Annotated in this window: 14 protein-coding genes; 7 read left to right on the top strand and 7 right to left on the bottom strand. The window is 69.4% G+C overall.

Translation table 11 applies throughout. From position 1 onward, the window contains the following. Positions 1-215: 215 nt before the first annotated feature. The 4 genes from IPN47_10160 to IPN47_10145 form a co-directional block, all read right to left on the bottom strand. Complete coding sequence (locus IPN47_10160) at positions 216-2,228, bottom strand: alkaline phosphatase family protein (GenBank protein ID MBK9408400.1); 2,013 nt, start codon at positions 2,226-2,228, stop codon at positions 216-218. Positions 2,229-2,327: 99 nt separating this feature from the next. Next, positions 2,328-3,380, bottom strand: coding sequence for a hypothetical protein (locus tag IPN47_10155; GenBank protein MBK9408399.1), 1,053 nt, complete (start codon positions 3,378-3,380; stop codon positions 2,328-2,330). Then, positions 3,358-5,505, bottom strand: coding sequence for a TonB-dependent receptor (locus tag IPN47_10150; protein MBK9408398.1), 2,148 nt, complete (start codon positions 5,503-5,505; stop codon positions 3,358-3,360). The genes IPN47_10155 and IPN47_10150 overlap by 23 nt, the downstream gene beginning before the upstream one ends. 463 nt (positions 5,506-5,968) lie before the next feature. Next, positions 5,969-7,348, bottom strand: coding sequence for an amino acid permease (locus tag IPN47_10145; protein MBK9408397.1), 1,380 nt, complete (start codon positions 7,346-7,348; stop codon positions 5,969-5,971). A gap of 201 nt (positions 7,349-7,549) precedes the next feature. Between IPN47_10145 and IPN47_10140 the strand changes: the two genes are divergently transcribed. The 4 genes from IPN47_10140 to IPN47_10125 all read left to right on the top strand — a co-directional run bounded on the left by IPN47_10140 (position 7,550) and on the right by IPN47_10125 (position 9,793). Next, complete coding sequence (locus tag IPN47_10140; GenBank protein ID MBK9408396.1) at positions 7,550-7,840, top strand: hypothetical protein; 291 nt, start codon at positions 7,550-7,552, stop codon at positions 7,838-7,840. An 11-nt stretch (positions 7,841-7,851) separates the two neighbouring features. Continuing rightward, a complete protein-coding gene (locus IPN47_10135; GenBank protein MBK9408395.1) occupies positions 7,852-8,727 on the top strand; it encodes a protoheme IX farnesyltransferase in 876 nt (291 codons plus the stop codon). A 13-nt stretch (positions 8,728-8,740) separates the two neighbouring features. Continuing rightward, on the top strand, positions 8,741-9,013 hold the full coding sequence (locus tag IPN47_10130; protein ID MBK9408394.1) for a hypothetical protein: 273 nt from the start codon (positions 8,741-8,743) through the stop codon (positions 9,011-9,013). Positions 9,014-9,304: 291 nt separating this feature from the next. Continuing rightward, positions 9,305-9,793, top strand: a complete 489-nt coding sequence (locus IPN47_10125) for a hypothetical protein (protein ID MBK9408393.1) — start codon at positions 9,305-9,307, stop codon at positions 9,791-9,793. Between the two features lie 462 nt (positions 9,794-10,255). On the opposite strand, the gene IPN47_10120 is transcribed toward IPN47_10125, so the two are convergent. From IPN47_10120 to IPN47_10110, 3 genes are read right to left on the bottom strand one after another with little or no spacing between them, the layout of a single operon-like run. Next, positions 10,256-11,599, bottom strand: coding sequence for an amino acid permease (locus IPN47_10120; GenBank protein MBK9408392.1), 1,344 nt, complete (start codon positions 11,597-11,599; stop codon positions 10,256-10,258). Next, positions 11,592-12,779, bottom strand: a complete 1,188-nt coding sequence (locus IPN47_10115) for an aminopeptidase P family protein (protein MBK9408391.1) — start codon at positions 12,777-12,779, stop codon at positions 11,592-11,594. The genes IPN47_10120 and IPN47_10115 overlap by 8 nt, the downstream gene beginning before the upstream one ends. Positions 12,780-12,781: 2 nt before the next feature. Next, positions 12,782-13,414 (bottom strand): hypothetical protein, encoded by a 633-nt coding sequence (locus IPN47_10110; GenBank protein MBK9408390.1) that lies wholly within the window; start codon positions 13,412-13,414, stop codon positions 12,782-12,784. A 108-nt stretch (positions 13,415-13,522) separates the two neighbouring features. On the opposite strand from IPN47_10110, the gene IPN47_10105 reads away from it, so the two are divergent. The 3 genes from IPN47_10105 to IPN47_10095 all read left to right on the top strand — a co-directional run bounded on the left by IPN47_10105 (position 13,523) and on the right by IPN47_10095 (position 16,231). Beyond that, positions 13,523-14,332, top strand: a complete 810-nt coding sequence (locus IPN47_10105; GenBank protein MBK9408389.1) for a DUF92 domain-containing protein — start codon at positions 13,523-13,525, stop codon at positions 14,330-14,332. A 68-nt stretch (positions 14,333-14,400) separates the two neighbouring features. Further along, positions 14,401-14,919: a hypothetical protein gene (locus IPN47_10100; GenBank protein MBK9408388.1), complete on the top strand. Its 519-nt coding sequence runs from the start codon at positions 14,401-14,403 to the stop codon at positions 14,917-14,919. A 4-nt stretch (positions 14,920-14,923) separates the two neighbouring features. Further along, on the top strand, positions 14,924-16,231 hold the full coding sequence (locus IPN47_10095; protein MBK9408387.1) for an FAD-dependent monooxygenase: 1,308 nt from the start codon (positions 14,924-14,926) through the stop codon (positions 16,229-16,231). Positions 16,232-16,247: the final 16 nt, after the last annotated feature.

Raw genomic sequence — 16,247 nt, 5'->3', positions numbered from 1 at the left:
GGCTCATGGACGGCCCCGCCGCCACGAGGCGCCTCAACCTGCCCGCTCAGGTGCAACGGGTCAAGCAGACTTTGCACCAAGTTCCCATCGCGAAACGCGCGCGTGACCGGACGGTGGTACGGTGCTTCGCGGCCGCCCTGTCCCGCGTGCATCCGGCGTGCATCCGGCGTGCATCCCTCCTCCCGCCGCGTCGCCCGCCCTCGGCGCCTCCGGCGCTACCGCGCCGGCGTGATCCCCAACCAGCGCGTCACGGCGCGCGCAATGTCGGGTTGGCGCTGTACTCCCGCGCGCGCTGCACCGGTCGCGCCCGGCAACCAGCTGCACGACGCGGAGTGCATGTCGCTCGAGGTCGAGGGAAAGCCGTGGCCGCCCGTTGCATGCGACGCATCCCCGACGACCGCCCCCTCGGCGTCCGACAGCCAGGCGTACCCGTCCGCCAGATCGTAGTACACATCCCCGCCCGTGGCCCCGCCAATGCCGAGCGCGTGTGCCTGCGGGTCGCGTCGGTCGATGACGCGCGTCACCACGGCGCGCCCCCACTCGTCGCGCACCGCGAGGAGCGCGCGCCGCACCTCATCCATCACGGCGCCAACCTGCGTCTCGGGGACGATCCCGCCACGCCTCCCCCTGCGATTCACCGAGATCCAGTACCCGTTCGCCGACGCCGCCCGGCTCTGCGACAGGTCGATGTGCCCCGCTCGGTCGAGCACGAGGAGCCCGGCCTCGCGCAGCGCCGCGTTGGGACGAAAGGTCCGCCACTCCGCGCGCATCCCATGGTCCCCCGCCACGTACAACCGCGTGCGGCCCTGCTGTCGTGCCAGCGCCATCAGCCCCGCCAGCCGCAAATCCACGAGTTCCCACATCCGGTCGCGCACCGCGCGTGCGCGCGCGGCCACCGTGGTGTCGTACCCCGGGGCACGCGAGTCCAGCAATCCCCACAGCGCATGATCGGTGTCGTCGCCCAGCGGGAAGTAGTCGAGCATGAGGTCCGGCGACATGGTGCGCCACCCCCACGCCGACCCCTCCAGGTAACCGCGCGCCAGGAGTTCCGCGCTCTCCAGCCACCGCCACTCGGCCACCCCATCGCCTCCCTGCATCAGCGTGCGCCCCAGCCCCCCCGTTTCCCAGAGAGAGATCGCCGAATTGCCGACCCACCCCGGGACCGCCGCGTCGTAGTCGCCGGTGAGCGTGGCGCGGTTCGCGTCCGCCAGCTGCATGCCGGGGACGAACAGCGTGAACGACGTGTCGCGCGCCGACAGGGCAAACAGGCGCAACCGCATCGAGGCGCGCCGGCCGTCGGCAAGCGGGACCACGACCGGCGCCGAGAACCAGCGCGCCAACGCACGCCCGCGCACCGGCGCACGCTCCTCCGCGTGTGGCAGCACGCGCACCGCCGTCGTCAGGTCGCGCTCGGCCCCCACGAAGAACTGGGCGCTATCGCCCGACGGCCAGCGCCGGATCAACGCATACAGGGCCCCACCCCGCACCAGCGAATCGCTGGACAGGTCGATCGTGAACTGCAGCGCCTCGCTCCCCGGCACGGGCGACAGGCCACGCCAAGCACCGGGAGCCGTCAGCTGCACATCGCCCCGCGTGAGCAGGCGCGGGGCCAGCAGCACGCGGTTGTATCCGTTGAGCACCGACAGTCTCGGGAGCGCGAGCGCCTCGCCCGCGCGACGACGCGCCACCGCGAAGGTGTCGGCGGGTTCGCCGTCGTCGACCGGATATCCGGGGGGCTGCGGCGCCTGCGTGACATGGTGGGCGAAGACCGTGCGCCCCGCGAGCGCCGCCGTGATCCAGATCGGCTCCGCACGCAGCGCCGGCGCGCGGAAACCGTCCGTCGTCTCGAGGATCGTGAAGCGCGAGGCGGGGAGGCGCAGCACCGTGTTGGCGGCGATCCCGTTCTCGTTGCCGTACGCCCCCGTCCAGATGGCCGCGTGGCCCGCCGCCGTCACGCTGGGGAACGCCGGCTGCAACGAGGCCGCACACTCCCCCTCCGCAAAGAGGGCGCGAATCGCCGGGATGCGCGCCGGATCGACCGTCTCCACCACGCGCCGCTCGTTGAAGGCGTCGAACGAGACGACGATGGCTCGCGGGCGATCGGGGAACGACGCACTCGCCGGATCACCGACGCGCGGCGTCGCGGCGCGACAGCCGACGACGGCCAGCACACCGGCCAGCGCGACGATCGGGAGGCGAACGCTGGTCGACCTGAGGTAGCGTGTCATGCGTGGGAGCGGTCGGATCGTGGGACGACGGGCGGACGGATGTGAAACGGGCCCGGTCTCGCGACCGGGCCCGCCTCATGTCTCAGACCGCGCGGGACATCAGAACGAGTACCGGAGCTGCGCCTGCAGCTGGTAGTTCGAGCGGATGTTCTGCGCGTTCCACTTCTGGAAGTTCGGGTCGAACTTGAAGATCGGGATCGCGCCGGCGTTGAGGTTGCCGGTGGTCTTCGTGCGATACGTGATCAGGTTCTGCGAACCGAACGCCGCCGTGTTGACCTGCCCCCAGTCCTTGTTCAGGAAGTTGGCGAAGTTGAAGATGTCGAGCTGGAACGACACGTTCTGCGCGCCGATCGTCTTGAGCGACTGGCGGAGCGACAGGTTGATCGTGTTGGACCACGGCGCGTTGCACTGATTACGCGGGGCGAACGAACCGCGATTGTCGTTGAGGCAATCGAGCCCGTTGATGAACTTGTCGAACGCCGCCGCCTGCTCGGCTGCCGTCACCACCGTGGTGGTCCCGGCGCGCGTGAAGTTCTGGAACTGGATCTCGTTCGGATCGGTCGCCGACTTCGGGATGTAGATCGGGTCGTTGCTCGCGAAGCCGTCGCCGTTGACGTCGCCGCTCACCGTGTACGTGAAGGCCGCGCCCGTCTCGCCGACGTAGGTCAGCGTGAGGTCCGTCTTGGTCTTGAACGCGTACGAGAACTGCCCCACGAGCCGGTGCGGCTGGCGGAAGACCGAGTAGCCGAGCGTCGGATCGTCCTGGCGCGTGGCCACCGGGCGACCGAACTGGTACTGCGAGTTGGCCGTCGAGGAGGTCAGGCTCTGCACGTCACGCGCATCCGAGTAGGTGTAGAACAGCGACCCCTCGAAGTTGTTGCGCCAACGGCGCGCCAGGCCGGCGGTGAGCGAGTACGAGTAGTCCTTCGACTGGTTCTGCACGTCGAGGACCGCCGTACGACCGGTCACCTTGAGCACCGGGGCGTTCACGTTCGGGCCGTACATGACGCGCCCCTTGTAGTCCACACCCTGCGGGCCGGCCAGCGCGATGTTCTGGTAGAACAGGTTGTTCACGCCCTTGGTGTACATCGCCTCGAGCGTCCCCACGAAGCCGCCCATGAGCTGGCGGTCATAGCCTAACGTGGCGCGCATGTTCTGGGGGAACTTGAGGTCCTTGTCGAGCAGGTTGATCTCGGCGCCGGCCGCCGCCGTCGTCCCGTTGGCGCAGGCCGTGGCAGGTCGCGACGGCGCCGGTCGTCATGCGCGGAGCCGCGAGGGCGTTGCACGTGAGCTGCGCGACGCCGGAGAGCCCCGAGTTCTGGAAGGCATTGGCCAGCCAGACAAACGCCGGACGGCCGGTGAAGAGGCCGAGGCCGCCGCGGAGCTGGTTCTTCTGGTTCCCCGTCACGTCCCAGTTGAAGCCGAGGCGCGGCGACCACTGGATGTTCCCGCTCGGCACTTCGGACGTGTTGCGGGCAAAGCCGCACGTCGCCGAGGGCTGCCCGGTGCCGGCGCAGATCGGGTTGGCGATGAGCGGGTTCTGCGGCGGCTTGTCGCCGAAGACCGGCATGTCCATGCGAAGGCCGGCCGCCAGGTTGAACGTCGGCGAGACGGTCCACTCGTCCTGCACGTAGAAGGCGTGCTGGCGCGCGTTGAAGCGCACAGCGCCGTCACCCGACACCGGGACGCCCACCGCAAACTGCCGCGGCGCGCCGAGTTCGAGCGAGTCGAGCGATCCGAAGATCCAGCGCCCAAAGCCCTGCTGCTGAAACAGGTTGCGGACATCGTAGAACTGGTTCTGCGTCCCGATCGTCAGGCGGTGCGCCGTCCCGATCGGCATCGAGAAGTTGTCCGAGATCTCGAGCACATCCTGGTCGAGCTCATTGCGGTGAGACGAACGCTCACCGCCGCCGACCAGCAGGCCGACCGGCGTGTTCACCTCGACCTGCGCGAAGCTGATGTTCGGCTTGCGGCGGTCGCGGATGCTGTTGCGGCTGACGAGCAACTCGTTGAAGGCGCCGCTCGCGAAGTTCGTGCGGAGCTGCGCCGCAGTCGATTGCGACTTCGACGTGAAGAAATAGCCGTTGTTGTCGAGGTTGAACGTCGACGTCGAGCGGCTGAAGATGTTGTCCTCGGCCTGCGCATAGTTGTGGCGCAGCACCAGCGACGTGTTGTCGGTCAGGTTGAAGTCGAGGCGGGCAAAGACGTTGGTGAGCGGGTTGTCGTTGTTCACCGCTGCCCCGGACCCCGACGGGATCCCGTACTTGTTGAGCGCCGCATTGAAGCGGTCCACCAGCGCCTGCGACACGTTGGACGACGACGTCCCCGAGCTCCCGATGAACGGGCCGCCCGCAGGAACGGTGCGCTGCTGGAATTCCGGGTTCAGGAAGAACAGCACCTTGTTCTTCACGATCGGGCCGCCGACGGCAAAGCCGTACTGCGACTGCTTGAAGTCCGTGAGGTACGGCTGGCTGCGCGTGAAGTCCTGGTTGCGCGTCACGCCGTACACCGAACCATGGAACTCGTTGGTCCCGCCCTTGGTCACCGCATTGATCAGCGCACCGGAGAAGTTCCCCTGGCGCACGTCGTACGGGGAGAGCAGCACCTGGTACTCCTTCACCGCCTCGATCGAGATCGACTTGCCCCCCGCCTGGCCGCCCGGCTGCCCGGTCGAGCCGAGGCCGAAGAGGTCGGAGGAGACGGCGCCGTCGATCTGGATGTTGTTGAAGCGGTTGTTCGTGCCACCGCCGGAGAGGCCGGGGCCGGAGTTCGAGACCTGCGGCGTGAGCGCCACGAAGTCGGTGAAGTTGCGGTTGAGCGACGGCAGGCGGCGCAGCGCCGAGTCACCCACCGTGGTCGATGCGCCCGTGCGCGTGGGCGAGATGATCGCGTTGGTCTCCGAGACCACCGTGACCGCTTCCAGCTGCGTGGCCTGGCGCTCGATCTTGATGTCGGCGCGCGTCGTCTGGCCTAACGAGACGACGACGTTGTCGACCGTGGTGGGGCGGAAGCCGATGCGGCGCGCCGTCACCGAGTACTGGGCCCCGACTTCGAGCCCCTGGATCACGTAGCGCCCGCTGGCACTCGTGAGGGCGCCGCGCGTGAGCCCGGTCGCCTTGTTGATCATCTGGATCTGGGCCGCCTCGACCGGCTGCCCCTGTTCGTCGGTCACCGTTCCGGTGATGGCACCGGTCGTGACCTGGGCGCTCACTCGCCCCGAGACCGCGCTCAGCGCGGCGACGAGGGCGAGCCCGAGGGCCCGTGTCAGACGAGTCATGCGCATGGTTCGCCTTGTGAGATGTGATACAAGCGGATCGGCACCGTGCGTCGTTGGTGCCGGGGGACACACACTCCCGAGTTGGATCGGGAAGCGGAGGGTTGATGCCCTGGCGTCACCCGCGCGCAAGCTAGGAGCGCACGCGCCTGTGACGCACGCAACAAATGTAAACGCTAAGTCACGTTGGCTCGCCCCTCTCCGTGCCCTCGCGACGGGTGCCCAGTGATCGCGATTGGCCCGCCGGCCAGCAGTCGGGGGAGGCCCGGCAGAAAGGGGAGGAATCTGCCGCTGGCAACCGTGGCGTCGACGCGACGCCCCCGCATCGAAACGATGCGACCGGTCACGCGCGCCACCCCGCTGACGGCCGGGGCGGGCCCCGACGAGCGCCGTCCACACGCCGCAGCACGACCCCGGCCCGGCCCCCACCTCCGCCCCGAGCCCCGCCCGAGGGGGCGAGGCGGGGCTACTTCCGCTTCACGAAGAGCAGGTACACCGGGATGCCGGCCAGCAGCACCGCAAAGATTCCCGCCGTCCACACGCGACTCCCCTCGTCCATCAGCGCATTCACCAGCAGAATCACGACGGAGAGCAGGAAGATCATCGGCACCACCGGGTAGCCCGGCGTCCGGAACTTGGGCACGTAGCCCGGCCGCGCGCGCAGGCGATAGACCGCCGCCACGCCCAGCGCGTAGAACGGCAGCATCGCGATCACGAAGGTGTCGGCCAGCTTCTCGAAGGTCAGGAAGAGGACGTACACCAAGCCGAGGAATGCCACCAGCGAGATCGCCACATACGGCGTCTTGAACTTCGGGTGGACGGCCGCCACCGGCTTGAAGAGCATCCCGTCGTCGGCCATGGCGAACAGCACCCGCGGTGACGTCAGCAGCACGGCGCTCAACGTGCCGAACGTCGACAGCATGACGGTCACCGAGACGAAGATCACCCCGGGGCGCCCGAGCACGATCTCGGCCACGTCGGCCGCCACCAGCTTCGAGGTCCGGATCTTCTCCACCGGGAGCACGGCGAGGTACGCCAGGTTGGCCAGGCAGTAGATCGTGATCACCGCCAGCGTCCCGCCGATCAGGGCACGGGGGAGGTTGCGTTGCGGGTCGGTGACCTCGCCCGCGACATAACTCACGTCGCCCCATCCATCGTACGCCCACAGCACCGAGACCAGCGCCAGCCCGGCGCTCCCCAGCGCAAAGCTCCCCTCGGGGACGAGCGGGGAGAAGTTGCCGCCCGTCTTCGGCATGCCTAACGCCAGCGCGGCCACGATGATGAAGGCCAACCCGCCGAACTTGGCGACCGTGGTGATGTTGGTGATCAGCGTCCCCCAGCGCACGCCGACGATGTTGAAGACCGCCGTGATCGCGATGGCCCCGGCCGCCACGTAGCGCGCGTACTGGTCATAGGGCGCGATCGTCGGATCGAAGCCGATCACCCGCATGAAGTACTCGGCGAAGGTGATCGCGATCGCGCCTAACGCGGCGGCGCGCACGATCGTCAGCTGCCCCCACCCGAAGAGGAAGGCGTAGAGACGCCCCCACCCCTCGCGCAGGAAGGCGTAGAAGCCCCCGGTCTGCGGCAGGTACGAGGCGACCTCGGCCAGCGTGAGCGCTCCGCACAGCGCAAACGCCCCCCCCACCACCCAAATCGCGAGCAGCGGGAGCGGGCCGGGGATCTTGTCGGCGATCCCGGCCGGCGAACGGAAGATCCCGGACCCGATCGTCGATCCGATGCACACCGCAACGGCGCTCCAGAGGCCGATGCGTCGCGGCAGGGCACCGCCGCCTGCGGCGGAGGCGGAGTCAGAAGCGGGAGAAGAAGAGGGGGGTGTCGGCATGGTCGGCAATGCTACCCCCGGGGGGATGTTTCGGGGAGTGGGAGCGATGTCCGCCCCCACCGCGTTCATGGGTCAGGGAAATGCGAGGGAGCCATCGACTCCAGACGCCGGGACTCCCCCTTCCATATAGTTGAATCCCCGCCCCCCGCCGTACACCTTTCCCGCCGGGGCGCCGCCCCCACTTCCCAAGCCGGTCCGTTCGTGTCCCCTGCGTCCATCTCCGAGCTCTTCTTCTGGCTCGCGACCGCCCTGTGTGCCGTCGCCCAGGTGGCCGTGGTGCGCGCGGCCCTCGCCGGTAGGACCCCCGGAGCCTCCCTCTCGCCGGTCTCCAAGGCCCGAGAGCTCTTCTGGGTCGTCCTCCCCGCCGCCCTCCTCGCGCTCCTCCTTGTCTGGACGTGGCGCTCCCTTCCCGGTCGCGCCGCCACCGGCAATGCCTCCTCGAACGCCCCGCCACGGGCGACCGTCGCCGCAGAGTTCCGGATCACCACGTGAGCACCACCACGATGAACGATCGCGAGGTGAGCCCGATGCGTGACTTCGTCTCCCTGACGAAGCCCCGCATCATCTCGCTTCTGCTCGTGACCACCATCGCACCGATGTACGTCGCCGGCTCCCCCTCCTGGCTCGACGTCCTCATCGTGTCGATCGGCGGCTACATGATGGCCGGCGGGGCCAACGCGGTGAACATGTACATGGACCGCGACATCGACGACGTCATGTCGCGCACGCGCCTGCGCCCCATCCCGTCCGGGCGCATGCACGCGATCTCCGTCCTCGCCTTCGGCGTCGCCCTCGCCGTCTTCGCCACGTGGCTGCTCGGACACTTCGTCAACGTGCTCACCGCGGCGCTGGCGTTAGGCGGCTTCTACTTCTACGTCTTCATCTACACGCGCTGGCTCAAGCGCACGTCGCCCCAGAACATCGTCATTGGCGGCGCCGCCGGTGCCTTCCCCCCGCTGGTGGGGTGGGCCGCCGTCACCGGGCGCGTCGACCTCCCCGCGCTGTATCTCTTCCTCATCGTCTTCTACTGGACCCCGCCGCACTTCTGGGCGCTGGCCCTCCTCAAGCAGAAGGACTACGGCAAGGCCGGCGTCCCCATGGCCCCGCTTCTCTGGGGCGAGCGCGAGACGATGAACCAGATGCTCTGGTACACGCTGATCCTCCTCCCGCTCACCCTGCTCCCGGTCGCCTTCGGCGCCTTCGGGCTCGTCTACCTCGCCTCGGCCACCGTGCTCGGCGCACTCCTCCTGCATGGCGTGCTGCGCGTGCGGCGCGAGACGATCTGGACCAAGGCGGCCTGGTGGACGTACAAGTACTCCCTGCTGTACCTCGCGCTCCTGTTCGTCGCCATGGTGGTCGACCGACAGTTCAGGACCTGACCTGGAGCCCGACGTGGACCTGCCTGACGATTTCCCGGTCGAGACCGACGAGTTCCTCTCGGTGCAGATCGCTGGTGGTTCGGGAACAGCCGAACGCTTTCTCCTGATCGGGCGACCGAGCGAGGGTCGGGTGCGGGTGCGTGAGTGGAGCACGCACACGTACAACTCGGTCGGTGCCGACTTCGACATCTCGCCGGCCGAACTGCTGGAGGACATCGAGACGTCGTATGCGGCCGGACTCGGGGTCCGTCCGGAGCTCTACCGCATCCGGCTCTGGCTCGCCTGACCGCTGCCGGAACGCACGTCGATCTGGCGGTAATCGAGACGGGCGTCGGCGCCTAAGCGAAAGGTGTCGGCATCGACCGCCGCCTTCCCTCACGCGACCGGAACCATCATGCGCCGCTCCCTCTCATTGGCCGCTCCGGCTATCGCAGCCCTCCTCATTGCCGCGGGCTCGGCAACGGCGCTCTCGGCGCAGGCGGCGCGAAACGTGGCGCGCCCCTCGGGATGGCGCGTTGTCATGGATCGCCAATCGTCCGACACCGTCGCGCACGAAGCCATGCCGCCAGGATGGCACATGACGACGGGACCGGGGGCCCTGCTCTTCGACCCGGCCTATCACGCGGTCGGCCGCTACTCCGTGGAGGCCGAGCTCTTCCTCTTCCCGGGGACCAGTCAGTCAGGATACGGACTCTTTGCCGGCGGTCACTCCCTGGATGGCTCGGCGGCGAGTTACCTGGCGTTCCTCGTCCGGCGTGACGGTCAAGCCTCGCTGGAGTACGTCGCCGGGGACAACCGCACGGCTCTCATCCCGTGGAAGACGTCACCGGCGGTGAAAGCGCACCCGGGAGGCGATGAGACCGTGCTCAACGCTCTCACCCTCACCGTCGATCGGGATTCGATTCTCGTCGAGGCGAACGGCCAGCGAGTTGGCGCAGTGGCGCGAGGGGCGTGGGATCTCGACGGTACGTTCGGATTCCGCGCGGGACCCGACGTGAACCTGCACGCCAGCCGGCTCGACCTTCGAACGCGTTTCGCGCCGGTTCCCGAGCCGAAGAAGAAGTAGGATTCGTTACTGATCGAACGAACAGCTTCGAACGAAACAGGGGGCGATCCGTCGGATCGCCCCCTGTTCATATGGACAGCATGCTTGCTGACCGATCGGATTTAGAATCGCCCGCAGCCGCAGTTGCCGGGACCACAACCAGGGCCGGCCTGCGGCAGTGTCGCAGTTCCTCCCGACTTGGACATCAGCCCGAAGCCTCCGGAGATGACTCGTCGAACCGGCGCGCCCGTGGTCGGGTGGCGCTCCAGCGGCGGGTCATTGAACCCCTGTCGCAGTTCAAACTGCTCCGCAGTCTCGCCTTGCGAGCTCGGGACGGTCTCGTAGAGGTATGTCGGCATCGATACTCCTTGCGGTTGATTCTCTCGCTCGTACCCTACGAAACCAACGAGTGGTTTTTCAAGAGCCATTTCCCCGACCGTACGGTCCGCACAATCGATAACCGTTCGATCAGTTGACGGCCGGCTATCGCGAGTCGCGATCGATCCTGTTGCTGAACCATCGGTGAACGAATACCCCGATCACCAGCATGGCGGTCCCCGCGAGCGAGGTGACCGGCGCGGCGACGTAGGCGCTCAACACGCCGCCTGCGGCCGCGACGACGAAGATCGCCGGGACGATCGGGTAGCCCCATGCCCTGTAGGGACGACGCGCGTTCGGCATCTGTCGCCTCAACGCGAAGACCGATGCCGCCCCGAGGCCGAAGAAGATCCAGTCGGCGAAGACGACCCCGCTCAGTAGCGAGCCGATTGCCCCCTTTGTCGCGAAGAGCAGGACCAGCGCCCACCCGCCGCACAACAGGATGGCCACGTGAGGGGTCCCGAAGCGCGGATGCACTCGCCCCACCGCCTCGAAAAAGACGCCGTCGCGAGCCAGCGCATACGGGAGGCGCGAGTTCGCCAGGATCGCGACGTTGACGAAGCCGAGGATCGAGATCATCGCCGAGATGCTGATGAAGGTCGCCCCAGCGGGACCGACCATTCGGGACGCGGCATCCGCCGCCACCGCCGCGCTCGCCGCCAGGCCGTCTCGCCCCAACGCGCGCAGGTAGACGGCGTTCGCTCCGAGATAGATCGCGACGACGATCAGGATCCCGATCAGCAGCGCCCGCGGGATGGTCCGCTCCGGGTCGCGAATCTCCCCGGCCACCATGTTCATCTGCTGCCACCCTCCGATGGTGAAGAGGACGGCGACGAAGGCAGCGGCAAATCCCGCAACCAGCGACTCTCGTGGCGGCGGCGCGTCCGGGACCGGAAGAGGGGCCCCCATTCGTACCCAGAGCGCCAACCCGCCCACGACGAGCGCCGAAAGCGCCAGGATCTTGGCGCCGGTCAGCAGGTTCTGGAGCGCGGCCCCCGGTCTGATCCCGAGCACGTTCGTGAGCGACAGCAGGACGATCGTCGCGGCCGCGACCCCTATGGGCCCACCGACCGGCGCGAGGTCGACGAAACGCGCGAGGTAGCCCGCGAAGCCCATCGCCACGGCAGCGATCGCGCCTGAGGCGATGCTGAGCAGCGCCATCCACCCATACAGGAAGGCGGGGAGCGAGCCAAAGGCGTGGCGGATGTAGACGTACGGCCCCCCGGCATCGGGGAGCATCGCGCCGAGTTCGGCATAGGTGAGCGCCCCCGCCAGGGCGAGGAAGCCGCCGAGCACCCAGACGGCGATGATCGTGGCCGCATTGGGGAGGGCGCGCGCAACCTCCGCGGGGGTGAAGAAGATCCCGCTCCCGATGATCCCCCCGACCACGAGGAGGGCCGCCGAAAAAACGCCGAGCTCGCGTCGGAGCTCGTGCGTCGCCTCAGGCAACGATCAGGTCCCGCTGGATGTCGACCGGGGTGATGATCAGTGCGCCATCGCCGATGTAGCCGTTGACCTCGGTGCGGAGCCCGATCTCGCCCGGGAAGTAGATCCCGGGCTCGATGGAGAAGCCGACACCGGGGATGAGGAGGCGTTCGTCGCGCGTCTCGAGATTGTCGAGATTGGGGCCCGACCCGTGGATCTCGCGCGCGTCGATGGAGTGGCCCGTCCGGTGCGTGAAGAACTCGCCGTAGCCTGCCTTTTCGATGACCGCGCGCGACGCGTCGTCGACGTCGGCGCCGCGCACGTCGTGCCCGGCGGCGATCCGGTGCTCCAGGAAGTCGATGGCCGCGTCGCGCGCGTCCCGCACGACGTTCCAGAGCTCGACCGCCCGCGCGCTCGGCGCGCCGATGATGGCCATCCAGGTCTGGTCGGCGTACGGGCGCCCGGGCTCGCGGGCCCACAGGTCGATGAGCACCAGGTTGCCGACGGTGATGACCTGCGCATGGTCGGCGGAGGGGACGTAGTGCGGATCGGCGGCATTGGCCCCGACCGACACGTTAGGCGGCGAGTACGTCTCCAGCCCGGCGCGGGCGAAGGCCTCCATCATGCGCTGCTGCAGCAGGTGCTCGGCGATCGGCGTCCCGGCACGCGCCTGTGACCCGGCGTGCAGGAAGGCCTCGTGCGCGATGCCGGCGATGTGTTCGGCCGCGCGCCGGTGCGCGAGGAGGTCATCGTTGCTCCAGGTGGCGTAGAAGCGCGACACGAGTTCCCCCGACGACACGACGGTGGCGCCGGTGGCGCGGACCATCTCCAGCATCCCGGCCGGGATGCGATCGAGGTACGGCACCGCATCACCCGCCGAGTACTCCATGGCGATGCGCTTGCCGCCAACGATCTCCTGCAGGTATGCCTCGAGCGCACGCCACGACGAGTAGCGCTCACGTCGCCAGCTGCTCGGCCAGCCCCGCCAGGCCCCCTGTTCGATGTTGTGCGTGATGGCGACCGGGGGGCCGACGCGCGGGATGAGGACGAAGATCCGCCGCGAGAGGTGCACGTCCTCGAAGCCGAGGAAGTCGCGGGCGATCGGGTTGGTCCCGCGAAAGTCGTACAGGAGCCAGCCGTCGAGCCCTGCGTCCGCGATCGCGCGCTGAATGTCGGGCAGCGACTGGGGGCTGAGGCGGGGCATGGCTACTCCTGCTGTGCGGAGGTGGGCTTCCATTCGGCGCGCCAGGCGCACGTCCCTTCGCCGCGCGTGGCGCAGCGAACGTGCTCGACGGCGCCAACGCTGTTGACGAGGAGGCGCAACAGTTCCTTGAGGCTTGCCTCATAGTACGTGCACCCGACGGAGCGCGGCGCCGTGTCGAGCGTGACCGATCGTTCGACTTCGAGGTAGACCTGCGCCCCTACACGGGAAATGCGCCCTCGCAGGTAGCGCCGGGCGATGCGGCGCGAGTGCGACAGCGCGAGCGGTCGGGCCATGAAGGCGGGGAGGAGGCGCATCATGCGCCGGGCCACCACGCCGATGGTGCGATACGACTCGGTCGCCATGTGGCGGCCAGCGGCACGAAAGACCGCCTCGGCGTCCGGACGACGGCCCAGGAGCCGCGCGAGTCCGACGGATTCGTCGAACGTCGCCCGCTGTCCACGCTTCACCGCGTCATTGAAGCGCCGGATCTGCATGTACACGGTGTCGCTGAGCCCGAGGCGCTTGTTGCGCAGGTCGCCGACGAGTTCCGCCTCGAAATCCTCGACGGGGCTGTCGACGTTGCGGACGGCTTCGAGGAAGGAGAGCGGGAGGAGGGCGTCGACCGTGTCGGACATATGGATCGAGCGAAGCTAACGGCCGCTGTGACCCCATTCAAGTAATTCCTGTGTCTTGCGGCACGCCTTGCGTCGATCACGCGCACGCGCACATTGCCTCTCGCGTCCATGACCCTCCCCCTGCGCACCCTGACCGGACTGGCGCTCGCCGTCGCGATCGCGCTGGTGGCGCGGCGTGCACGCTCGCTCGCCCCCTCGGGGACGTGGGGAGCCATCGCAGTCGGCACCGCCGCCACCAGCGCGGGGTGGGGATGGTGTGGGGTCCTCCTCGCCTTCTTCTTTTCTTCCACGCTCCTGTCGCGCTGGCGCCGCGAGCGCAAGGAACGCGTGACCCGCGCGATCGTCGACAAGGGTGGCGAGCGCGACGCGTGGCAGGTGATGGCGAACGGCGGCGTCTTCACGCTGTGCGCGCTTGGGGCGATCGTCGCCCCCTCGCCCCTGTGGGCCGTCGCCGGCGTCGGCGCCCTTGCCGCCGCGACCGCCGACACCTGGGCCACGGAGATCGGCACCGCCCTCGGCGGCGTCCCGCGCAGTATTGTTGGATGGCGCCCCGTCCCCATCGGGACGTCGGGGGCGGTCACCGTCGCCGGCACGGTGGCGATGTGCGCCGGCGCCCTCTGCATCGGAACCGTCGCGCGTGCCACCGGCTTCGATCAAGGAGTGATGTGGCCGGCGGTGGTCGGTGGCATCGGCGGCGCGATGGCCGACACCTGGCTCGGGGCCACGCTGCAGGAGCGACGCTGGTGCGGTCACTGTCGCGAAGCGACGGAGCGGCGGCTGCACGACTGCGGGCGCGAGACGGCGCGTCGCAGCGGATGGGCGGGGTTGGACAACGACGTCGTGAACCTAACGAGCTGCGTGGTGGGCGGGGCCGCTGCCCTGCTCTGGCGCGTGGTGACGGCGCGCGTCGCCTCGTGATGCGACACACCGCGCCCTGATGTGCGATGACACAACGGCACGCGAACACGGAGTGGACGATGTCGCAGATGCAACCGATGCACGAGCCGAGGGCCGCACGCGGGGAGACGGCGCACGTTGATGCGCCGCTGCCGGTGCGCGCGCGGTGCTTCGCGCGACGCGTCGCGCGGCGCCAGGCCCCGTGGTGCGTGGCCGCCCTGCTGCTTGCGGTCGGCTGTGACGGTCCCGGCGTCGTCTCGCCCGGGCGAGTCCGGATCGCCACGACCGGCGGCGTCTCGGCGTCGCAGGCCATTGTCGGGACCTGGCGGCGCACGGTCTATTTTGTCGATGACTTCGGCTTCTCCCGCTCCACGGAGACCTCGTGGCAGTTCGGCGCGGATGGCACGGCCGCCCGCGCACAGATTGCACGCAACTACACCGTCGGCCTGGTCGACGTCCTGGTGAGTGCCGGACGGTACCGTGTGGAAGGGACGCGCGTGGTCATCGACCTCGTCTCGCCCACCCCAACGCAGCTCGCCTACGAAGTGCGTCGCACCGGGAACGAGCTCGAACTCGCGGGGCAGGTCTACGTCCTGGTGGGCGGGTGATCCGGTGAGCGCCCCGCGCGACGCCGAGGTCCTGGTGATCGGTGGCGGCCCCGCCGGGGCGGCCAGCGCGTTCTTCCTCGCGCGCGCCGGCCTCGACGTCTGTATCGTCGACCGCGCCCGCTTCCCCCGCGACAAGCCCTGCGCCGAGTACCTGAGCCCGCAGGCCTCGCGCATCCTGCACGAGATGGGGGCGCTCGGGGCGATCGAGCGCGCGGGGGCGGCGCAGCTGACGGGGATGCGCGTGCGCGCGCCTAACGGCGCCATCATCCACGGCGAGTTCGCCTCGACGCACGGCTTCCGCGGCTTTCGGGACCGCGGGCTCGCCCTCCCCCGGCGCGTGCTCGACGCCCTCCTCCTCGACCGGGCGCGCGACGCCGGGGCGCGCGTGCTGGAGGGGGCGACCGTCCGCGACCTCGTGCGGGCCGGCGATGGGCGCGTCACGGGGGTCGAGGTCGACGTCGACGGCATGCGCCGCACGCTCCGGGCCCCGCTCGTGGTGGGGGCCGACGGGCTGCGCACCGTCATCGGACGACGGCTCGGCCTAACGAGCACCGGGCGCTTCCCGCGCCGCGTGGCCATCGTCGCCCACTATGGGGGCGTCGAGGGGATGGGTCGCTGCGGCGAGATGCACGTCGACGCCGACGGGTACCTCGGCCTCGCCGACGTGGGACACGGGATGACCAACGTCGCCGTGGTCGTGCCGGCGCGCGAGGCACACCGCATCGGGGGCGATCCCGCCGCGTTCCTCCAGCGGTGGCTGGCGACGCGGGCGCACCTCGCCCCGCGCTTCGCCCACGCCGAGCGCCTAACGACCGCCCGCGCGACGGGACCCTTCAACGCCCGCGCCCGGCGCGCCTGGGCCCCCGGCGCCGCCCTCGTGGGTGACGCGGCCGACTTCTTCGACCCGTTCACCGGCGAGGGGATCTACGCCGCGCTGCGCGGTGGCGAACTCCTGACGAGCTACGCCTTCGAGGCGGCGCGCGCCACCACCACGCGCCGCCAGGACATCGCCCTCGCCGCCTACGATCGCTGCCTGCGCGACGCGTTCCGCGGCAAGCGCCTCGTGGAGCGCGCGGTGGGCACCGCCGTCGCGTTTCCGGCGTTACTCAACCGGGCAGCGTCGGTCCTGGCACGACAGCGCGACATGGCCGACCTCCTCGTCGGGGTCACCGGCGACTTTGTCCCACCCCGCGAGGTCCTGCGCCCGAGCTTCCTCTGGCGCCTCCTCACCGCACGACACGCCCCGCTCCCCGCCGACCCACCCGCCCCCGCCGTCGACCCGGCGAGGGGGCAGGCCGGCGGACGCGCCTAACGCCTCACGCCCGCGC

The sequence above is a fragment of the Gemmatimonadota bacterium genome (assembly GCA_016719105.1).
GTDB lineage: Bacteria > Gemmatimonadota > Gemmatimonadetes > Gemmatimonadales > Gemmatimonadaceae > SCN-70-22.
Note: the sequence above shows the minus strand (reverse complement) of the source record. Positions and strands in the feature narration are given on the sequence as shown.